Origin of the sequence: Curtobacterium sp. S6, from assembly GCF_000710345.2 — a bacterium.
In the GTDB taxonomy this organism is placed as follows: Bacteria; Actinomycetota; Actinomycetes; order Actinomycetales; family Micrococcaceae; genus Rothia.
The window spans coordinates 106,482-124,710 of sequence record NZ_KL537414.1 but is presented as its reverse complement, the minus strand read 5'-3'; the positions used below and the strand labels follow the sequence as shown (position 1 = coordinate 124,710).

The 18,229-nt window shown below is 65.9% G+C and carries 17 protein-coding genes and 1 tRNA gene; 3 read left to right on the top strand and 15 right to left on the bottom strand.

Translation table 11 applies throughout. From position 1 onward, the window contains the following. Positions 1-154: 154 nt before the first annotated feature. Positions 155-958 carry a PAQR family membrane homeostasis protein TrhA gene (gene trhA, locus CURSPS6_RS09955; protein WP_030015895.1) on the top strand — a complete coding sequence of 268 codons (804 nt, stop codon included), beginning with the start codon at positions 155-157 and terminating at the stop codon, positions 956-958. Between the two features lie 4 nt (positions 959-962). Here the strand turns inward: trhA and CURSPS6_RS09950 are convergent, their stop codons facing one another. Together CURSPS6_RS09950 and mca are read right to left on the bottom strand one after the other, a co-directional pair. Continuing rightward, positions 963-1,295, bottom strand: coding sequence for a hypothetical protein (locus CURSPS6_RS09950; RefSeq protein WP_051687890.1), 333 nt, complete (start codon positions 1,293-1,295; stop codon positions 963-965). Then, a complete protein-coding gene (gene mca / locus CURSPS6_RS09945; RefSeq protein WP_035811136.1) occupies positions 1,295-2,242 on the bottom strand; it encodes a mycothiol conjugate amidase Mca in 948 nt (315 codons plus the stop codon). Before mca ends, CURSPS6_RS09950 begins: the two co-directional genes overlap by 1 nt. Before the next feature lie 169 nt (positions 2,243-2,411). Here mca and CURSPS6_RS12385 point away from each other — a divergent pair, with 169 nt between their 5' ends. Beyond that, the gene (locus CURSPS6_RS12385; protein WP_160319791.1) at positions 2,412-2,825 is read left to right on the top strand and encodes a DUF4307 domain-containing protein; all 414 of its coding nucleotides are present in this window, start codon (positions 2,412-2,414) and stop codon (positions 2,823-2,825) included. 176 nt (positions 2,826-3,001) lie between these two features. Next, positions 3,002-3,502 (top strand): transcription elongation factor GreA, encoded by a 501-nt coding sequence (gene greA / locus CURSPS6_RS09935; protein WP_030015890.1) that lies wholly within the window; start codon positions 3,002-3,004, stop codon positions 3,500-3,502. Positions 3,503-3,625: 123 nt separating this feature from the next. Here greA and ilvA read toward each other — a convergent pair whose 3' ends face one another. The 13 genes from ilvA to CURSPS6_RS09870 form a co-directional block, all read right to left on the bottom strand. Next, a complete protein-coding gene (ilvA, locus tag CURSPS6_RS09930) occupies positions 3,626-4,876 on the bottom strand; it encodes a threonine ammonia-lyase (protein ID WP_030015889.1) in 1,251 nt (416 codons plus the stop codon). A 57-nt stretch (positions 4,877-4,933) separates the two neighbouring features. Continuing rightward, the gene (locus CURSPS6_RS09925; RefSeq protein WP_235503745.1) at positions 4,934-6,271 is read right to left on the bottom strand and encodes an AI-2E family transporter; all 1,338 of its coding nucleotides are present in this window, start codon (positions 6,269-6,271) and stop codon (positions 4,934-4,936) included. A gap of 101 nt (positions 6,272-6,372) precedes the next feature. Beyond that, a complete protein-coding gene (locus tag CURSPS6_RS09920; protein ID WP_030015887.1) occupies positions 6,373-7,263 on the bottom strand; it encodes a Bax inhibitor-1/YccA family membrane protein in 891 nt (296 codons plus the stop codon). Between the two features lie 158 nt (positions 7,264-7,421). Next, positions 7,422-7,498: transfer RNA gene (locus tag CURSPS6_RS09915), tRNA-Leu, on the bottom strand. Positions 7,499-7,575: 77 nt separating this feature from the next. Next, complete coding sequence (locus CURSPS6_RS09910; protein ID WP_030015885.1) at positions 7,576-8,961, bottom strand: NAD(P)/FAD-dependent oxidoreductase; 1,386 nt, start codon at positions 8,959-8,961, stop codon at positions 7,576-7,578. Between the two features lie 100 nt (positions 8,962-9,061). Continuing rightward, on the bottom strand, positions 9,062-10,501 hold the full coding sequence (locus CURSPS6_RS09905) for a S8 family serine peptidase (protein WP_051687888.1): 1,440 nt from the start codon (positions 10,499-10,501) through the stop codon (positions 9,062-9,064). Between the two features lie 8 nt (positions 10,502-10,509). After that, entirely contained in the window at positions 10,510-11,478 is a 969-nt protein-coding gene (locus CURSPS6_RS09900; RefSeq protein WP_030015883.1) for a Ppx/GppA phosphatase family protein, read from the bottom strand. A gap of 15 nt (positions 11,479-11,493) precedes the next feature. Further along, positions 11,494-12,096 (bottom strand): DUF501 domain-containing protein, encoded by a 603-nt coding sequence (locus tag CURSPS6_RS09895; protein WP_030015882.1) that lies wholly within the window; start codon positions 12,094-12,096, stop codon positions 11,494-11,496. Between the two features lie 40 nt (positions 12,097-12,136). Next, positions 12,137-12,781, bottom strand: a complete 645-nt coding sequence (locus CURSPS6_RS09890) for an FtsB family cell division protein (protein ID WP_051687887.1) — start codon at positions 12,779-12,781, stop codon at positions 12,137-12,139. 116 nt (positions 12,782-12,897) lie between these two features. Continuing rightward, on the bottom strand, positions 12,898-14,187 hold the full coding sequence (eno, locus tag CURSPS6_RS09885; RefSeq protein WP_030015880.1) for a phosphopyruvate hydratase: 1,290 nt from the start codon (positions 14,185-14,187) through the stop codon (positions 12,898-12,900). Positions 14,188-14,333: 146 nt separating this feature from the next. After that, positions 14,334-15,194, bottom strand: coding sequence for a MazG nucleotide pyrophosphohydrolase domain-containing protein (locus CURSPS6_RS09880; protein WP_035811042.1), 861 nt, complete (start codon positions 15,192-15,194; stop codon positions 14,334-14,336). Beyond that, positions 15,194-16,438, bottom strand: a complete 1,245-nt coding sequence (locus CURSPS6_RS09875) for an adenosine deaminase (RefSeq protein WP_030015877.1) — start codon at positions 16,436-16,438, stop codon at positions 15,194-15,196. Before CURSPS6_RS09875 ends, CURSPS6_RS09880 begins: the two co-directional genes overlap by 1 nt. Positions 16,439-16,477: 39 nt before the next feature. After that, positions 16,478-18,169, bottom strand: coding sequence for a hypothetical protein (locus CURSPS6_RS09870; RefSeq protein ID WP_030015876.1), 1,692 nt, complete (start codon positions 18,167-18,169; stop codon positions 16,478-16,480). Between the last annotated feature and the right edge of the window lie 60 nt (positions 18,170-18,229).

Below are 18,229 nucleotides of genomic sequence, written 5' to 3'. Positions count from 1 at the left end.
GTCCTCCGCACTGGACTTTCCAGCGGGTTCGTGTGGCTTAACCGTACCTGCTCGTCGGCGCCGGTACGTTCGTATCCACCCCGACACAGGAAACCGACAGCGCGGGCAAATAGGCTTGTTCTTGTACGTCAGGTTCGAAGAGGAGAATCAGGACATGAGTTCGTCAAGCCGTCAGGCTTCCCCCGGGGATAAATTCCCAGACTATCGCGGCGATCGCGCCACGGAGACTCGCGCCCTTCGTTCCTCCCCCTGGGGCGACCGGGCCCGAGAGGCCACGGCCAAGGCAGAACGGGCCGCCAACCGCGCCGCCGAAAGTTTTCACGAGGTGCTCGAGAAAAAGCCGTTGTGGCGCGGGTGGATTCACGCGTCCTTCGCGCCGGTGGCCTTCGCCGCGGGCATCGTCCTGATCGTCCTCGCCGGTGGCGGCGCCCTCTCGGCCGCGTGCGCGGTCTTCGGCGCAACCAGCGTGATCCTTTTCGGGGTTTCCGGCATGTATCACCGGGCGTATTGGCAGGGGCGGGTCCGCATGACCTTCAAGCGTCTGGATCACTCGAATATCTCGCTGATTATCGCCGGAACCTACACTCCCTTGGCGTTGACCCTGCTGGATCAGCCCAAGACGTCCGTCCTGCTCTGGAGCGTCTGGGCGTGCGCGATCCTGCTCATTCTGTTTCGGGTGATCTGGACCGGGGCCCCACGCCTGCTCTACACGCCGCTGTACGTGGTCATGGGCCTCATGGCGCTGTTCTTCCTGGGTGACTTCTGGTCCGTCAGCCCGGTGGCCACCGTGCTGATCTGTGCCGGCGGCGTCTTCTACATCGTGGGGGCGGTCTTCTACGCCCTCAAGCGCCCGGCGCTCTCGCCGCGGGTCTTCGGGTTCCACGAGCTATTCCACGTCTGCACCATCTTTGGGTTCGCCTGCCACTACGCGGCCGTGGTGTTTACCCTGTACGCCTAGCCCCTTAGCGGGACTCGCCGCCGGTGCGATGCGAGCCGTTCCCGGCCGAGTCGGCCCGCTCCTCGCCGCTGTCTTCGGCGGGCACCGGGGCCCCGTCCTCGGCTTCTGCCAAGCGCTCTTCCTCCCGCGCCATCGCGTAATCAAAGCGGTTTTGCAGGCGCCGTTGCCGACGCGTGTGATCCAGGCCCACGAGGATAATCAGCACCGCGAGCAACAGCGTGATCAGGAAGCCGATCACTCCGGGGGAAACCTGGTTGGCGTCCAGCCCCGGCTTGAGGCTCGGGGATTCATCGGCGGCGAGAATGCTCGCCGTCTGGGTGACGACTAGGTTCAGCATTATCGGTCTCGTCCTTCCTCTCCCGCGTCCGCCGGGGAGGTGGACAGGTTCAGGCCCTCGGAAAAGCTGTGCTCGGGAAATGACGACTCGACCCTGCTCGCGGCGAGGACGTAATCCTCGTAGGGCCAGATTTCGCGCTGGAGATCCGTGGACACGGCGAAGAAGAAGCCGGTCGGGTCCACCTGGGACTCGTGCGATTTCAAGGCCTCATCCCGAACCTCGAAGTAGTCTCCGCAGGGAATCTGCGTGGTGGTTTCGTGTCGGGAGACCGGCGGCGCTCCTTCGGGCTCCGACTCCGCGAGCCGCGCCATGAACTCCGCGTACGGAGAATCCATGCCACGATCTTCGAGGGCGTGGTGCAGGGCCAAGAATCGGTCCGTGTTGAAGGCCATGTCGTAGTAGAGCTTGGACGGCTCCCAAGGGGTGCCCTCGGCGAGGTAACGACGAGGGTCTCCGGCGGCCTCCCACGCCTCCACGGCGACCTTATGCGCCATGATGTGGTCGGGGTGGGGGTATCCACCGTTCTCGTCGTAGGCGAGGATCACGTGCGGTTTGAAGTCGCGCACCAGACGCACCAGCGGGGCCGCGGCGCGCTCGAGGGGCGTCGTGGCAAAGCACCCCCACGGGAGCGGGGGCAGGGGGTCGCCCTCGGGCAGACCGGAATCCATGAACCCCAACCAGCGGTGCTCGACCCCGAGGGCGGCCTGGGCGTTGGCCATCTCACGGTGACGCAGCCCGGGAAGGTCCCAGTGCGAACGCGGGTTTTCCTCCACCGCGGGGTTCAGGATCGATCCCCTCTCGCCACCGGTGCAGGAGACCACCATGACGCGGGCGCCCCGGCGGGCATATGCCGCCATCGACGCCGCGCCCTTGCTGGATTCGTCATCCGGATGGGCGTGAACCGCGAGGATTCGCAATCCGCTGTAGTCGGTCTCGAGCGTGGGCACGGCGGAGGTTGCCCCCTCGGCGGAGCCGGGTTCCTGAGCGGTCGTCACGTACGGACACCTCATTCTTTTCGATACAGTGGAGAGTGCTTTATGGGCCGTCATCGGATTCACCCGAGAACCTCGAGCTGAGACGGACGGCCCGCAGACTAACGGACAGGTTCTCCCCAAATTGACCACTTCCACTCTAGACCAGCGTTACGGCAAGAAAAGATCGCGCCGCGGCCTCTCCCGACGCGCGTGGTGGGGCATTGTGGCCGTATTGCTGGTCTTAGCGGTCTCCCTGGTCGCGTGGATCGCGTACGGAAACTCACAGGGGCCCACCTTCAAAGAGGTCAGCTTCGACGATTCCCGAGCGACGGAGGCCACATTGGACTTCGACCTCACCAAGGAACCGGACGAGACGGTCACGTGTGCGGTCCAGGCGATCAACGACCAGCACGCGATCGTCGGGTGGAAGGAAGTCACCATCGGGCACGTGGCCGAGGATCAGCTCCGCGGCAAGACCTCCCCCCAGCGCGTCACGGTTCGCACCACTTCACAGGCGCACACGGTCACGGTCGATTCCTGCTGGAAGGCCCCCTAAAGAGGCATGTTTTTCCCTTCCGAGCACCTGTCGGTACAATAGAATCTTGACGTCTCCCGCCACGGGTCTACCCGGGCGGGTTTTATCTATCCGTAAAGACGCCGCGGGGAGGTCCGCCTCCCCCAGGGAACCACCGCGGAAGGCCCGCGGATGCAGCGTCGCATCAAGGAGACATCATGTCTGAAGAGACAACCGAGAATGGCACGTGGCTGACCCAGGAGGCCTACGACCGCCTCCAGGCAGAATTGGACGACCGCGAAGGTCCCAAGCGCCAGGACATTATCGACCGCATCGAGGCCGCCCGTGAAGAGGGCGATCTCAAGGAAAACGGCGGCTACCACGCGGCCAAGGAAGAGCAGGGCAAGAACGAGGGGCGCATCGCCCAGTTGCGTTACCTGCTCGAGAACGCCGAGGTCGGCGCCAAGCCGGCCGACGACGGCATCGTCGAGTCCGGAATGCTCGTCGAGGCCGAGATCGGTGGGAAGAAGCTGACCTTCCTGCTGGGCAGCCGTGAGGTCGCCGAAACCCTCGTGGGAGACCAAGACATCCAGGTCTTCTCGGAGAAGTCGCCCATGGGCCAGGCCATCAGCGGCCACAAGGTGGGCGACAAGCTCAGCTACAAGGCCCCCAACGGCAAGGACATCGAGCTGAAGGTCCTCTCGGCCAAGCCGTACTGATCGGAATCTTCCCCGAAGAGCCAAAGGCCGGGTCCCGCTGCGTGCGGGGCCCGGCCTTTTTGCGTCCGTGATTTTTGGTGCGTCGCGCCTCGGGCCCCTCGCGGGGCTCGCGACGCCGCCCGGTCAGCCGACGACGATGGGTTTGAACCCTTCGGCCTCGAGGGCCTGGAGCACCTCGTTGCTGTGTTCCTCGCCCTTGGTTTCCATGTCGATGGTGATCGAGACGTCGCCCATCGAAAGGGAACCGCCGACCCGCGTGTGGTCCACGCCGGTCACGTTGGCGTCGCACTCCGAGATGATGCGCGAGATGTCTCGGAGCTCGCCCGGGTGGTCGGTGAGCATGATCTTCACCGTGAGGTAACGCCCGGCCGCCGAGAGACCGCGCTGGATGACCTTGAGCATGAGCATCGGGTCGATGTTTCCGCCCGAGAGCAGGCACACCGTGGAACCGAGATTGCCGTAGGACTCGTTGAGCTTGCCGTTCATCAGGGCGGCGACGCCGACGGCACCCGCGGGCTCGACGACCAGCTTATTCCGTTCGATCAGGAAGATCAGGGCCTTGGCCAGGTCGTCCTCGGTGACCGTCACGACGTCGTCCACGAGCTCCTTGATGATGGAGAACGGCAACTGCCCGGGGCGGCCCACCGCGATGCCGTCGGCGATGGTCGAGACCTTTTTGAGCGGGACGAGGGCGTCCGCGGCCAGGGAGGGCGGATAGGCGGCCGCGTGCTCGGCCTGCACGCCGATCACCCGGATCTTCTTGCCGGTCTTCGCCTCGTGGCTCTTCGCGGCGATCGCGACGCCGGCCAGAAGCCCACCGCCGCCCACACCGGTGATGATGGTGTCCACGTCGGGCACCTGCTCGATGATCTCCAGACCGAGCGTGCCCTGTCCAGCGATGATGTGTTTGTTATCGAAGGGGTGCACGAAGATCGCGCCGGTCTCTTCGGCGTAGCGCTGGGCCTCCGCGAGGGCCTCGTCGACCGTGTTGCCGTGCAGCACCACGCGGGCGCCGTGCCCCTGGGTCGCGGCGATCTTGGGCAATGCCGCGCCCTGCGGCATGTAGATCCGCGCGTCGATGCCGAGCTTGGAGGAAGCCAGTGCGACGCCCTGGGCGTGGTTGCCGGCCGATGCCGCGACCACGCCGCGGGCCTTCTCCTCGTCGCTCAGCTGCGCGATGCGGTTGTAGGCGCCCCTGACCTTGAAGGACCCCGATCGCTGGAGGTTCTCGCACTTGAAGTGGACCGGCGAGCCGATCTTCCGCTCCATGGCCCGAGAGTGAGCAATCGGGGTCCGTTCAATGATCCTTCCCACGAGCGTGGCGGCCTGTTCGACGTCGTCGATCTGGACGGGGAGGTTCTCCAAAGGATTCACTGATTCAACCTTCGTTCTGGGGTTCGGCCCCACAGCCTGTGGGGCGCCTCCATCAATTTACTTGCGCTCGGAGCCGGTGGTCGACGTCGCGTCCGTGTCGTCCGATTCGTGGACACCCGCATCGACGGGCTGCTTCTCCGATTCGTCCTGGGAGGCCTTGCGACCGGCCTTCTTGAGCTTTTGTTTGGCCTCTTGGGCGGCGGACTTCTTTTTCCGCTTGTCGATCTCCCATTGATACGCAAAGGGCGTGGTCCGAATGTTCTCGTCGTGCTCCCACTCGCGGTTGGCGAGGTATCGCACCACGGTGTTGACGACCGCCAGTACCGGCACCGCGAACAGGGCGCCCAGAATGCCCAAGACCATGGACCCCAGGGCGACCGCGAGCACCACGGCGAGCGGGTGCAGGGACACGGCCTTGCCCATCACGAGGGGCTGAAGGATGTGGGATTCGATCTGCTGAACCAGGAGAACCGCGATCAACATGATCAGCGCGTTGATCGGGCCGTTGGCCACCAGGGCGAGCAAGACGGCGATGACACCCGAAACCAGGGCGCCGATCACCGGGATGAAGGAGCTCAGGAAGACCAGCACGCCCAAGGGGAACGCCAGCGGCACACCGAGGATCAGGGCCGCGATCCCGATGCCCAGGGCATCGACAAAGGCCACCAGGACCTGGACGCGCGTGTAGGAGACCAGCGAGTGCCAGCCACGGCGTCCGGCGCCGTTGACGGCCGTCCGTGCCTTACGAGGCAGGAGCTTCACCAAGAACAGCCAGATCTGTTCGCCTTCCAGGAGGAAGAAGATCAGGGTGAACAGGACGATGAGCAGGCCCGTGCCGATTTCGCCGGCCGTGGAGCCGGCCGCGGCGGCGCCGCTGAGCAGCTGGCTCGAGTGGCCCTTGGCGGCGCTCGTGACCGAGCTGATCGCGTTATCCACCTGATCCACGGACAGCTGCAACGGGCCATCGGACAGCCACGACATCAGCTGGTGGTAGCCGGAGACAACCTGATCCGAGAGCTCCGAGAAGCCCTTGACCAGCTGCTGGCCCACCAACGTCAACAGTCCGACGACCAGGATGATGGCGCCAAGTTCTACGATGGCCGTCGCGATGCCCGCGCCGATCTTCTTGCTGCGGAACCACAACACGAAGGGTGAGAGCAGTCCGGCGATCAGCGCCGCGACCAGGACCGCGGTGATGATCGTGCTGACGCTTTTCGACAGGTACACCAGCACGCCGGCCATGGTCAGGATGACGATGAGTCGCCACGACCAGGCCGCCGCGACGTTGAGGCCGTAGGGAATATCTGGGCTGTGGGAACGCTGGGACGATCCCCCGCTGTGGTCCAGGTGGACCTCGGGGGTATTTTCTGAGGTCACTCGCGAGATCGATGTCATGGGTTTCATCATAAAGGCAGGAGACCGGTCATCAACGGATGCGGGGCCTCACCCGAAGGTGAGGCCCCGCATCATTCAGGCAATAAATCCTGCAGATCGCGCTAATTCCTCGGCATGAAATAGCTGAGCAGGCGAAGAATCTCGACGTACAGCCACACGACGGTGAGGATCAGGCCAAAGGCCAAGCGCCAGGATTCCTTCTGCGGGACCCCGGCCTTGAGCGCGCCATCGATGTGCTGGAAGTCAGAGATCAGGCACACGCAGGCCATGATGACCGCGAGCAAACCGATGATCACGCCGAGCGGGATACCGAAAACGGTGACTTCTCGCATCGAGTGGCCGGTAAAGGCGCCATAGAAAATATTTCCCACCATGAAGATGAGGTAAGCGATCATGCCGATGCCGACAATCTTGGCGACCCTGCCGGAAACGCGCACCCCCTTGGCGAAGAGAGCGAGCATTCCGAGGAAGACCACGAGCGTGGACACCACGGCCATCAGGACAATGCCGCCAAATTGCGATTCGAAGGTCTTCGACAATGCGCCGAGGAATGCACCCTCGCACACCGAATAGGCAATGATGAGGCCCGGCGAGACCTTTTTCTTGAAGATCACGATCATCGCAAGAACGAAGCCGATGACGCCGAAGACGATGCCGATGATTCCCAAGAACCACCCGACGGCACCGCCCACGGCGATAAGACCCAACATGCTGAGGGTCTTGACGACGACGTCGTCCATCGTGGCCCGCTGGGTATCCTGGGGACCCGCCGCGGGGGCGTTGTACATCTGGTTCAGCGAGTCGGCGCTGGCCGCGTACTGGCCTTGGCCGTACTGCTGTTGCCCCTGCCCGTACCCGGGCTGCTGGCCGTAGGGAGCCTGCTGGCCGTAACCGGGCTGCTGGCCGTACGGGGCTCGCTGCCCGGCGTGAGCGTAGTCGTTGCGCTGCGCATTTTGATCCATGCGCCTGATCAGGGGATTTCCACGTCCCATGGGATTCCTCAATTCTCAAGCGGCGGTTCACATCGGTCGCGCAACGATCACGAACGCGCGCCGGGACGAACCGGTGTCTGCTTCATTCTACAGACCGCCGAGGTGTGTGGGCAGGCCGTCCGGCCGCGTACGCTCTCGGGTGATGAAAATTGAACTCTTGGTACCCCAGGTGGGACTCGAACCCACACTGAACGGATTTTAAGTCCGCTGCCTCTGCCGATTGGGCTACTGGGGCGAGGCCACCCCGCAGCGTCCGGGGGCGGTGCGGGGTGACATCAGCGTGATCCCGCCGCGGGGCGGGGAACAGCATCGTTACAGGTGCGACTTGGTTTCTTCGGGGGCCGTGTTGGTGGCCTCCTGGAAGGGCAGACGCGGGGTGCGCTCGTTGCGGATCGGAGAGGTGTCACGACCGAACACGAGGCTGAGGACCCAGTTGGCGGCCACGCGGGTGGTCCGCTCGACCGTCGGGATAGCCATGCCGTGGTATCCACGGTGCATCAGCCACGCGAGGGGCCCTTCGAAGGAGCGACCCTTGATGTTGGCGACGCCCTTGTAAGCACCGAGACCGGCAACCGCGCCGATGTTCTCGTGGTAGTAGTCCTTGAGCTCACCGCCGTTGCGTGCGGCCAACAGGTTGGCCGCAAGGGTCATGGCCTGGCGCGAGGCGTGCTGAGCGTTCGGGACGCAGAAGCCGCCCGGGCCCTTGCCGGTCAGGTCCGGAACCGCGGCGTTGTCGCCGGCGGCCCAGGCGCCTTCCACGACGCCCTCGTCCCCGGTGACGCGGAGATCCGCGCCCACGCGGACGCGTCCGCGCTCGTCGATCGGAAGGGAGGAATTCTTCAGGAACGGCGCGGCCATGACGCCGGCGGTCCAGATCAGGGTCTGGGTCTCGACCTCGCCCGCGGGGGACTTATCCGACATATTGATCAGCTTGCAGGTGTCGCCGTCGACCTCACCCAGGGAGGTGTTCAGCAGAACCTCGATGCCGCGGGAGCGCAGGTGCGCCACGACGGATTCCGCGCGGTCTTCGGGGACCTCGGGCATGATGCGGCCCATGGCCTCCACCATGACGAAGCGCAGGTCCGAGACGCGCAGACGCGAGTTGCGGGATACGGCGTCGCGGGCCATGTCCTCGAGCTCGGCGATGGTCTCGACGCCGGCAAAACCGCCGCCCACCACGACGAAGGTCAGGGCGCGACGGCGAGCGTCTTCGTCCTTGAGCAACGAGGCGGTCTCGATCCGGTCGAGGACCCAGTTGCGCACGTGCACGGCCTCTTCGATGGTCTTCATGCCGATGGCGTTCTCCGCCAGGCCCGGGATCGGGAAGGCGCGAGTCACCGAACCGGCGGCCACGACGATCTGGTCGTACTTGAGGTCGTAGGTGTCACCGGCGTCATTGGCGCGCAGAGTAGCGGTCTTGGTTTTGTGGTCGATCTTCTCGACGCTGGCACCCAGAATCTCGCATCCGGGGAGGTGCTGACGCAGCGGAACCACCGCGTGACGACCCTCGATCTGGCCAGCGGCAACCTCGGGGAGGAAGGGCTGGTAGGTCATGTACGGATTCGGGTCGACGACGGTCACGACGCCGCCCGAGGCCTTGATCGCAGACTGAATCTGCTTGGCGACGGTGAAGCCGACGTAACCTCCGCCGACGATCAGGACACGAGGGCGGTCGTTCGCCACTTGATTAAAAGACATGGTAAAAATGCTACTCCCTTGGTTTCGTGTGGGATTCGACGATCTCGATTCCCCATGATGCCACCGAAAACATTACGCCGCTATCGAGCAACACACAGCTTCATGACCTCGGACCCCAAAAATCCACAGATCGGTTGTGCGCCGATCCATCGGGACCCCGCCCCCGACGACGGCCCCACCCCCAGTATTCCATCAGGACCCTGTGCGGTGGATGTGGCGGCGATCCCAGTATCCGCCGCAATCTGGCGACGGTCCCGGCCGCGAGCAAACACATCCACGCGGCCACGGCGGCGATCAGGACCACGGGCAGCATCAGGTTAAGGCGCGGCCCCGGTTCGGGCCGGGGCGCGGCGACCGGGTCGATCTTCTCCCCCACCGCGTGCTTGGCCTGCGGCGGCTCGCTCGGCTCATCGCTCGGCTCGGCGCGACGGTGGATCTTGGCCCAGGCCGCCACGGATCCGAGCGGGTTCTCGTGAACCCCGGAGACGTCGACCTTCCGGGTCAACGCCGCCGCCGGGTCCACGACGCCGAAACCGTATTTCGGGTCCCGCCCGGGGTCCCCCTGGTCCTTGGCCGTCTTGATGAGTCGCTGAATGATCTGCGAGGCGGACTCGTGCGGATATTTCTGCCGCATGAGCGCGACGATTCCCGAGACCATCGGGGCCGAGCCCGAGGTACCCGACCAGAGCCCGTACTTATTTTCGGGCATCGCCCCGATCAGGTCTTCGCTCGGGGCGCTCACCGCGATGGATATCCCCTGGGAGGACGAGTCCCAGGACGCCTTGCCGTCCCGGTCGATGCCGCCCACCGAGACAACCCCGGGGATCGTCGACGGAGCACCGACCTGCGTGACCCCGGAGCCCCTGTTGCCCGCGGAGGCGACCACCACGACGTCGTGGTCCTGGGCGTATTGAAACGCGGAGTCCCACGACTCCGGCCAGGTGGTCTTCGAGGATCCGATGGACAGGTTGATCACTTGAGCGCCGGAGTCCACCGCCTGTTTGACCGCGCGGGGAATCTGCTCATCCACGCTGACCCCACCGGGATTCTCCGTGCCCAGCCACGTGGAAATCGGGATGATCGTGGAGCCGGGGGCCACCCCGATGACGCCCGCGCCCTTGCCGGGCTCGCCCGCCGGCGCCTGGTCGGCGTCGCGACCGTCGTGGCCGTGACCGGCGATCATCGACGCGACGAGCGTTCCGTGTTCGGGCTCCGCACCGATGGGCTTCCACCCGTCGTCGCTCCCGCCGCCGGAGACGTCGTGGCCCTTCTCGACCGATCCCTTGAGGTCAGGGTGGTTCGCGTCCACGCCCGTATCGATCACCGCGACCTTGACGCCCTTTCCGGTGGATTCCTTCCACGAGTCACGGATACCGAGTTCGTCGAGCCAATACTCGTGATTGCGCACGTCGTCGCCGTGTGACGGACCCGCCGTCGCGGACGGGGCCGGGTCCGCCGCAGCGCCGGGCACCATTCCCACCCCCAGGACGGCCGCGGCGATCAGCGCGGCGACCGTTCGAACCGCATGCCCTCGGACCACGGCCCGGCCTACTTCCGAGGTTCCGCGACGGACAGGGCGATTCCGTCCAGGATGTCGTGTTCGCTGGTGATGGCGGTCGAGATCCGTCCATCCGTCATGCCCCGCACGCGCTCGGCGATGCGCGACCAAATCTGCGCGCCCGCGCCGATGACGTCGGCGCGGCCCTCGTGCATGAACCCCAGGGCGGCCCGCTCGGACTTAGTCATGAGGGTCAGGCTCCGCGCGGCGGATTCGATCTCGGAGATCGGCGATTCGTGCGCGTGGATGCGCTCGGCGTCGTAGGTCTCGAGCCCGAGGGCCTGCGCGGTGACGGTGGTGACCGAACCGGCGAGCCCGATCAGACGATCCGCGGTGGGGATCGGAACGGAATCGAGCACCGTGGTCAGGGCGGCGTCGACGTCGTTCACGACTCGCCGAATTTGGCTTTCGGTCGGTGGATTCGAGCTCAGGTGGCGTTCCGTCAGCCGGACGCTGCCGATATTGACCGAGCGGGAGGCCACGACCCCGTGTTCGTCGCCGAGGACGAATTCCGTGGAACCCCCGCCGACGTCGACGACCAAGGAGCGCCCCGATCGGACGGCGTCGACCGTCGCGGCGGCCCCCAAGAAGGACAGCTCCGCTTCCTCGACCCCGGAGATCACCTCCGGCTTCACGCCCCCGAGGCGTTCGGAGATCCCCTCGATGAAGGCCTCGCGGTTCCCGGCGTCGCGGGTAGCGCTCGTGGCGACCATGCGGACGTGCTTGACCTTGTGCTTCTTCAGGAGCCGAGCGTATTCCTCGGTGGCCTGGAACGTCCGGTCGAGGGCCGCCTGGGAGAGCCAGCCCGTGGCGTCGACGCCGGCGCCCAGGCGGACGATGCGCATCTCGCGCACGAGGTCCTCGACCTTGCGGGGAGAGCCTTCGGTCGGATGCTTCTCGACCTCGGCTATCAGCAAGCGGATGGAGTTCGTTCCGCAGTCAATCGCGCCAACGCGCATGGGGTTTCCCTCTCCTTAGGACTGGTTGCCGGCCGCCGGGTCGTCGCGCCACGACGGATCGCACGCGCACTGTTCGGGGGTCCACCACTGTCGGATCGAGCGAAGGGTCTGGTCACCGAAGGGGTTAATACCCGTCCCCACGGAAAGGGTGTGGCCCAGGACCGCGTGCAAACACTTGACCCGTTCCGGCATGCCGCCGGCCGAGATCCCCTCGATTTCGGGGACCGGATCCGTTCCGGAGGCCACGCGAATCCTCTCGCGCTCGGCGAGATAGTTGCGGTGGGCGGCCTCGTAGGCGGCGGCCAGCTCGGGATCCGAGGCGACGCTATCTGTCATCTCGTACATCAGGCCGGCGGCCTCGAGCCGCGAAGCCGCCTGGGTAATCACGGGATGGGCCAGGTAAAAGACCGTGGGAAACGGTGTGCCGTTGGCCAGGCGCGGAGCCGTGGCGGCGACCAGAGGGTTGCCGCACACGCACCGCGCGGGAATTTCCACGACGTCGCGCACCGGCCGGCCCAATTGGCGAGAAAGAACCCGCACATCCAGCGGAGTCGGGGCCAAGGTCTCCGCGCTCACGCCGAAGCCGTGCGGTTCGTGTTCCTGAGAATTCTGAGTCACCGGGTTCCTTCGTGGATGATTCGGACGAAAAAGCGTGCCGCTACTGCGAGGCTTCGGTCAGCGAGGACCAGAGGTTGGCTCCCCAAGAGGGAGGCATCGAGGAGGAAGCCTCGGCGGAGTCGTCTTTCGGCTGCTGACTCGACTGGTCCTTGCCCGAGACCACGTACGGGGTCTCCCCCGGGTTGACGTAGAACAGACGCTCCCGCGCCTGCTGACGCACGTAGTCGTCGTCGTTCCAGCGACTTTCCTGCTTCTTCAGGTCCGACTGCTCGGCCTTGAGCTTGTCGATATTCTGCTGAAGGCTCGAGATCTCGGCCTGCTGGGAGAAATAGCGGTGAACGGTCGGCGCCAGCGGAAGAACCAGCGCCAGGACCACGAGGAGCAAAAGCACCGTGCGTCCCGAGAAGCTGCGGGCCGCGACCGGTTCTTGGATCTCGTCGACCTCGCTCCAGTCTTCCTCGCCGAGGTCCTCCTCCGAGCGTCGGGCGTCGGCCTCGGGGTCCGCGCGCTCGACGACGCGCTTCGGGCGGGTCTTGCCGAAGCCGACGAAATGATCCGCGCTCGAGGCCTCGGGCTCCCGGCTGGGCTCCGCCTCCGCTGCCTCGGCCTCTCGGCGCTTCGCCTCCCGAACCCTGGCAGCTCCCGCGCTGAAGAATGTCGACGCGGCGGAGAAGGGGTTCTTCATCTCGTGTGACCTCTCGATGCGGGGAAGCAAGGTGTTGTGAGGACACTCTACCGAACGACGCCCCGCCCCGAAGAACCCGGGGCGGGGCGTCGTGCACTCGGAACGAGCGGCTACGCTTACTTTGCGGTGAAGCGCGGGAAGGCCGCGGCGCCGGCGTACTTCGCGGCGCGTCCCAGCTCCTCCTCGATGCGGAGCAACTGGTTGTACTTCGCGACGCGCTCCGAACGGGCCGGTGCCCCGGACTTGATCTGGCCGGCATTCGTCGCGACCGCGATGTCGGCGATCGTGGTGTCCTCGGTTTCGCCCGAACGATGCGAAACCATGCAACGGAACTCGTTGGTCTGGGCCATCGAGATCGCGTCGAAGGTCTCGGTCAACGAACCGATCTGGTTGACCTTGACCAACAGCGCGTTGGCGGCGCCCATCTCGATGCCCTTGCTCAGGCGCTTCGGGTTGGTCACGAACAGGTCGTCGCCGACGATCTGGACCTTGTCGCCCAGCTCTCGGGTGATCGTCTGGTAGCCCTCCCAGTCGTCCTCGTCGAGCGGATCCTCGATCGAGACCAGCGGGTAGGCCTCGACGAGGTCACGGTAGTACGCCGACATCTCCTGGGCCGTCTTGCGCGAGCCCTCGAAGGTGTAGGTGCCGTCTTCCTTGTTGAAGAATTCGGAGGACGCGACGTCCAGGGCGAGGGCGACGTCCTTGCCCGGCGTGAAGCCGGCCTTGGTGATCGCGTCGAGGATCAGGTCCAGGGCCGCACGGTTCGAGTCCAGGTTGGGGGCGAAGCCGCCCTCGTCGCCCAGGCCGGTGGCCAGGCCGCGGTCCTTCAAGACCGACTTGAGGCTGTGGTAGACCTCCGCGCCGTAGCGAATCGCCTCGGCGAAGGTCGATGCGCCGATCGGAGCGATCATGAATTCCTGGATGTCCACGTTGGAGTCCGCGTGGGAACCGCCGTTGAGAATGTTCATCATCGGGACAGGAAGCACGTGGGCGTTGGGGCCGCCCAGGTACTTGTACAGCGGCAGCTCCGAGGCCTCGGCGGCGGCGCGCGCGACGGCCAGGGAGACGCCGAGGATCGCGTTGGCTCCGAGCTTTTCCTTGTTGTCGGTTCCGTCGAGCTCGAGCATCGCGGCATCGACCACGCGCTGGTCGGTCGCGTCGAGACCGATCACGACCTCGGAGATCTCGTCGACGACCGAGCGGACGGCGCCCAAGACGCTCTTGCCCAGGTAAACCGACGTGTCGCCGTCGCGGCGCTCGACGGCCTCGAATTCGCCGGTCGAGGCGCCCGAGGGGACGGCCGCGCGACCAAAGCTGCCGTCCTCGAGCAGAACCTCGACCTCAACGGTGGGGTTACCGCGAGAGTCGAGGATCTGACGAGCGTTAACGTCGATGATGATAGCCATCTGAATGCTCCTTATGCATCGTGAAGGATGAATTGGCTTGTCCTGATCGAGCCTAGTGAGTTCGTGGGAAAATCGGAATCAACCCCACGATCTCGGCTCCATCTCGGTACCGATCATACCGAATTCCCACATATTCACACACGTTCTCAGGTGATCCCACGTGAAGAGTCGGTAAATTCGCGGACGACTCCGCGAAGGGCTTTTTCGGGATCGACGCCGCGGCGTCGGGCCTCGACCACGAGCCCCAGGAGCTCGCGGCCCAGGCGGTCTTCCTCGCCCGTGCTCGAGCCCGGCACGACCGATTCCGGCGAGACCTCCACGTCCGGTGTTCGACCGGGCGCCCGCGTCTCGACCGCGGCTCGCCCTTCGGAGGGTCCCGCCTCGGCGGCCGCCGGCGGAGGCGTCGTCTCGGGGCGCCCGCCCGGCCAATAGCCATGCTCGTCGGGAAGCGGAAGTGAAGCCTTGGCGGCCTTGTTCAGCGCCTTCTCCGCGAAGGCCAGCGCCGGGAGGGCCGGCGGGATGCCGTCAAAGGGATCCCGGCGTTCGGGCTTTTCCGCGCGCTTGATGTCATCCCAGCGGCGCGTCAGTTCTTCTAGGTCCGAGTTTCCCACGCCGCGGGCCGAAGCTGGGGCCGACGGGGCGTCGTCGCCCCTCGCGGAGTCGGAATCGGCGAAGACGTGCGGATGCCGCCGGACGAGCTTTTCGTTGAGGCCGCGCACCACGTCCGCGATGCCGAATCCGTCCGGGGCCTCCCGCGCGATCCGCGCGTGAAAGACCACCTGCAGGAGGACGTCTCCGAGCTCCTCCCGGAGCAGGGCCGTGTTGACCCCTTCGGGAGCCTCGATGGCCTCGACGACCTCGTAGGCCTCCTCGATGAGGTAGCGCACGAGCGACGCGTGGGTCTGCTCCCCGTCCCAGGGGCATCCTCCGGGAGAGCGCAGACGATCCATGATCGTCACCAACCGGGAGAATTCCTCCGCCGCTTGATCCTGGGCCCGCTGCGTCATCAACCCACCACCGGGGAGTCCGAATACCCCGCGACGACCCGGTCAACGATCTCGTCCTGCTCCTTGAGGGGCAGGAAAGTGGCATTCGCCGCGGTCATCGTGATCTCGAAAAAGTCTTCGCGTTCATACCCGAATTCCTCCGCCAATTTCAGGAATTCGTGGGTCATGGAGGTGCGGGACATGAGCCGATTGTCGGGATTGATCGTGACGGCGAATTCTAGGCCGCGCAGCAGCTCGACCGGGTGCTCCCGGTACGTCCGCGCCCAGTGGTTCGGGGAGTCTTCCGTGCCCTGTGCCGTGCCGACCTCGCCGACCCGGGGAGCCGCGTCGGTCTGCACGTTGGAGCAGGGGCATACCTCCAGCACGATGCGGCGGTCGCGGACCCAGGAGGCCACCTCCCCCATCTCGTAGAGGGAAGACGCCGGAACCAAAGAAATGTCTCGGCTGCTGGGGAGGCGCGAGACGTTGTCCGCCAGGTCGGCATCCCGATCGCGGCGGGTGAGGTCCTCCAGGATGCGCACCCCGTGACCGAGCCGCAGGCATCGGCCATCGACCACGGCCTCGCGAATCGAGGCGACGCCGTCGGCCTCACCGGCGTGCAAGGTGACCGGCAGGAAGTGTCGTGCGCAGTAGTCGAGGGCGTCACGGTGGGCGGTCGGGGGAAAGCCCTTCTCGGGCCCCGCCAGATCGAACCCCACGATCCCGCGGTCGCGATGACGCACCGCGGCCTCGGCGATGTCGAGGGACCGATTATTCTGGCGCATCGCGCACAGAATCTGACGCACCGTAATCGTCGAACCTCGGTCCGCGGCGGCTTCCTCTCCCAGGAGGATCCCGCGGGCCACGGCCTCGATCACGGAGTCAAGATCCAGCCCGGCCCTCACGTGCTGCTCGGGAGCCCACCGGACCTCGCCGTAGACGATGCCGTCGGCCGCGGCGTCGAGAACGTATTCCTTGGCGACCCGAGTCAGGGCGGAGGCGGTCTGCATCACCGCGACCGTGTGTTCGAAGGTCTCCAGGTATCGCTCCAAGGAGCGGGAGTCCGCCGACTCGACGAACCACCTCTCGAGGCTCGCGGGATCGGACGCGGGCAACTCATGCCCGATGTCCGCCGCGAGCTCGATCAGCGTTTCCGGGCGCACCGCGCCGTCGAGGTGATCGTGAAGACACACCTTGGGCAATGCCGCGATCCACCCGACGTCGTAGGAGATATCGAAGAGGGGCGTGACCACCTGGGCACTCATCGCGAACCTCGCCTTCGACTCGTTGCGCTCATAACCTGCTTAGAGGCTCCACTGGGTGAGCGCGTCCGTCATGTGCTCCGGGATGTTGGCACCCGTGCGGGGGAACATGCGCAGCTCCTCGATGTACTGCTGGGCCGGCAGGCGGTCCTTGTACTTGACGAAGCTCTCCTCGTCCTCGTAAGAGAACGAGACCTGCGGCGGCACGCCGGGGGTGAACCGGAACATCATCGCGATGGGCGAGCCCGAACCCTCCTGGTACGAGTCCGACTTGAGCTCCAGGATGTGCAAGGCCTCCTCGGGAACGAGGTCGAAGGTCTTGCGCTGATCCCAGAAACCGTTACGACGGACGTGGGTCAGAGCGTCGTAGTAGGAGCCCAAGGCTCGGACGCGGATCAGGACCGTGGAGACATCGCGCGAGGAGCCCTCGGGCCCGAAGAGCATCTTCTGTGCCTCCCGCATGCGCTGGAGGACGTCGGCTTCGGTCAACACGAGGTTGCCGGGGGCCAGCTGCGTCGTCGAGGGCTTCTGCGGGGCGGGCTGGGCCGAGCTCGAGTAGGACGGGGCGACGTCGGTCTGGTCCGCCGTCGACGGCACGGAATCCGGAAGATCCGCGGCGACCGACGGCGCGGCCGCGCCCGGACGATCCGATTCTCCATCCCATTGGCCGTCATCGACCACGGACGGGACCTCCTGGGAATCCTTCGCGGCGGCGGGTTCCGAGGCCTTGGCATCATGCGAGGAGGCAGCGGTTCCCGCGGCGGCTCCACCCAGCGCGGCACCGCCGACGACGGCACCCGTGGCACCGCTCGCCGAGGAGCTCTTCTCCGACGCATCCGACGCATCCGGCGTGCCTTGGACGGCCGGCTGCGGGGCCTCGGAGCCCTTGGTGCCCGAGACCGCGGCATCCGTCACGGAAGCGCGAGACTCGGAGCCCGAGACCACCGTTGCGGTGGCGGGGCTCGAGGTGATCTTTTCCTCGGCTTTTCCGCTCTCGGCGGGAGTACCCAAAACCTTGGTCTGCTTCGAGGCGTCCGAGGAAGAGGGGGTTGCACCCTTCCGGGCTTCGGCGTCCTCGGCCACGGTCTTCAGGGCTTCGTCTTTATCCTGACCCGAGGTGTTCGGGCTCTTCGGGGCGGAGGCCGCCGCCGTGGCGCCCGCGGCCGCGCCCGTACCGGTTGCGGCCTCGGCCGACCGGGGGGTCGGCTCGGCGGGCTGAGCCGGCTTGGCGGTGGCGGCGTCCTTGCCGCCCTTCGCGAAGGTCGTCTGCACGACCTGCGTGTACGCCTCGCGCGTCTTTTCGTCGCTATTGGGGTAGGAGTACTCGATCTCGACCGAGCGCTTGCCCTCGCGGACCGACGAGATCATGATCTCGGCGCGGCGCCAGGGGCCGTTTTCGCTAGCCTGACCGGCGGTGTAGAGCTTGGCGACCGGGTCGAACCAGGTCGACTCGGTGTCCACGGTGGCCTTGCGCTCGGGCTTTTCGCTCGGATCCATCACGGCCGTCATCTCGTTGCCGTGTTGGTTGAGCTGCAACGTCGCCACGTGATGGGACTCCATGAGCTTGACCAGCTCGGGCAGTCCGTTGGTCGTGGGCAGCTCGGGGCGGTCCGGAAGAGCTCGGACCTCCGAGGGAGACGACTCGTCGCCCTGCTGCGTCGCGCGATGCGGTTCGTTGGTCGAACCCTGCGCGGCGTCGTCGTCTGAGTTCTTGCGGAAAAGCTTGAAAGCCACGACTCACCTATGTTTCTGCGCCTGCGTCAGACGCGCTCGAGAAGTGCCCCATTCGGCGCG

Bases quoted from the DNA above. Each gene is read 5' to 3' on its own strand.
- CURSPS6_RS09920 (WP_030015887.1), bottom strand. From the start codon at position 7,263: ATGGGACGTGGAAATCCCCTGATCAGGCGCATGGATCAAAATGCGCAG.
- CURSPS6_RS09950 (WP_051687890.1), bottom strand. From the start codon at position 1,295: ATGCTGAACCTAGTCGTCACCCAGACGGCGAGCATTCTCGCCGCCGAT.
- CURSPS6_RS09890 (WP_051687887.1), bottom strand. From the start codon at position 12,781: ATGAAGAACCCCTTCTCCGCCGCGTCGACATTCTTCAGCGCGGGAGCT.
- CURSPS6_RS09925 (WP_235503745.1), bottom strand. From the start codon at position 6,271: ATGACATCGATCTCGCGAGTGACCTCAGAAAATACCCCCGAGGTCCAC.
- greA (WP_030015890.1), top strand. From the start codon at position 3,002: ATGTCTGAAGAGACAACCGAGAATGGCACGTGGCTGACCCAGGAGGCC.
- eno (WP_030015880.1), bottom strand. From the start codon at position 14,187: ATGGCTATCATCATCGACGTTAACGCTCGTCAGATCCTCGACTCTCGC.
- trhA (WP_030015895.1), top strand. From the start codon at position 155: ATGAGTTCGTCAAGCCGTCAGGCTTCCCCCGGGGATAAATTCCCAGAC.
- CURSPS6_RS09880 (WP_035811042.1), bottom strand. From the start codon at position 15,194: ATGACGCAGCGGGCCCAGGATCAAGCGGCGGAGGAATTCTCCCGGTTG.
- CURSPS6_RS09910 (WP_030015885.1), bottom strand. From the start codon at position 8,961: ATGTCTTTTAATCAAGTGGCGAACGACCGCCCTCGTGTCCTGATCGTC.
- CURSPS6_RS09875 (WP_030015877.1), bottom strand. From the start codon at position 16,438: ATGAGTGCCCAGGTGGTCACGCCCCTCTTCGATATCTCCTACGACGTC.
- CURSPS6_RS09900 (WP_030015883.1), bottom strand. From the start codon at position 11,478: ATGCGCGTTGGCGCGATTGACTGCGGAACGAACTCCATCCGCTTGCTG.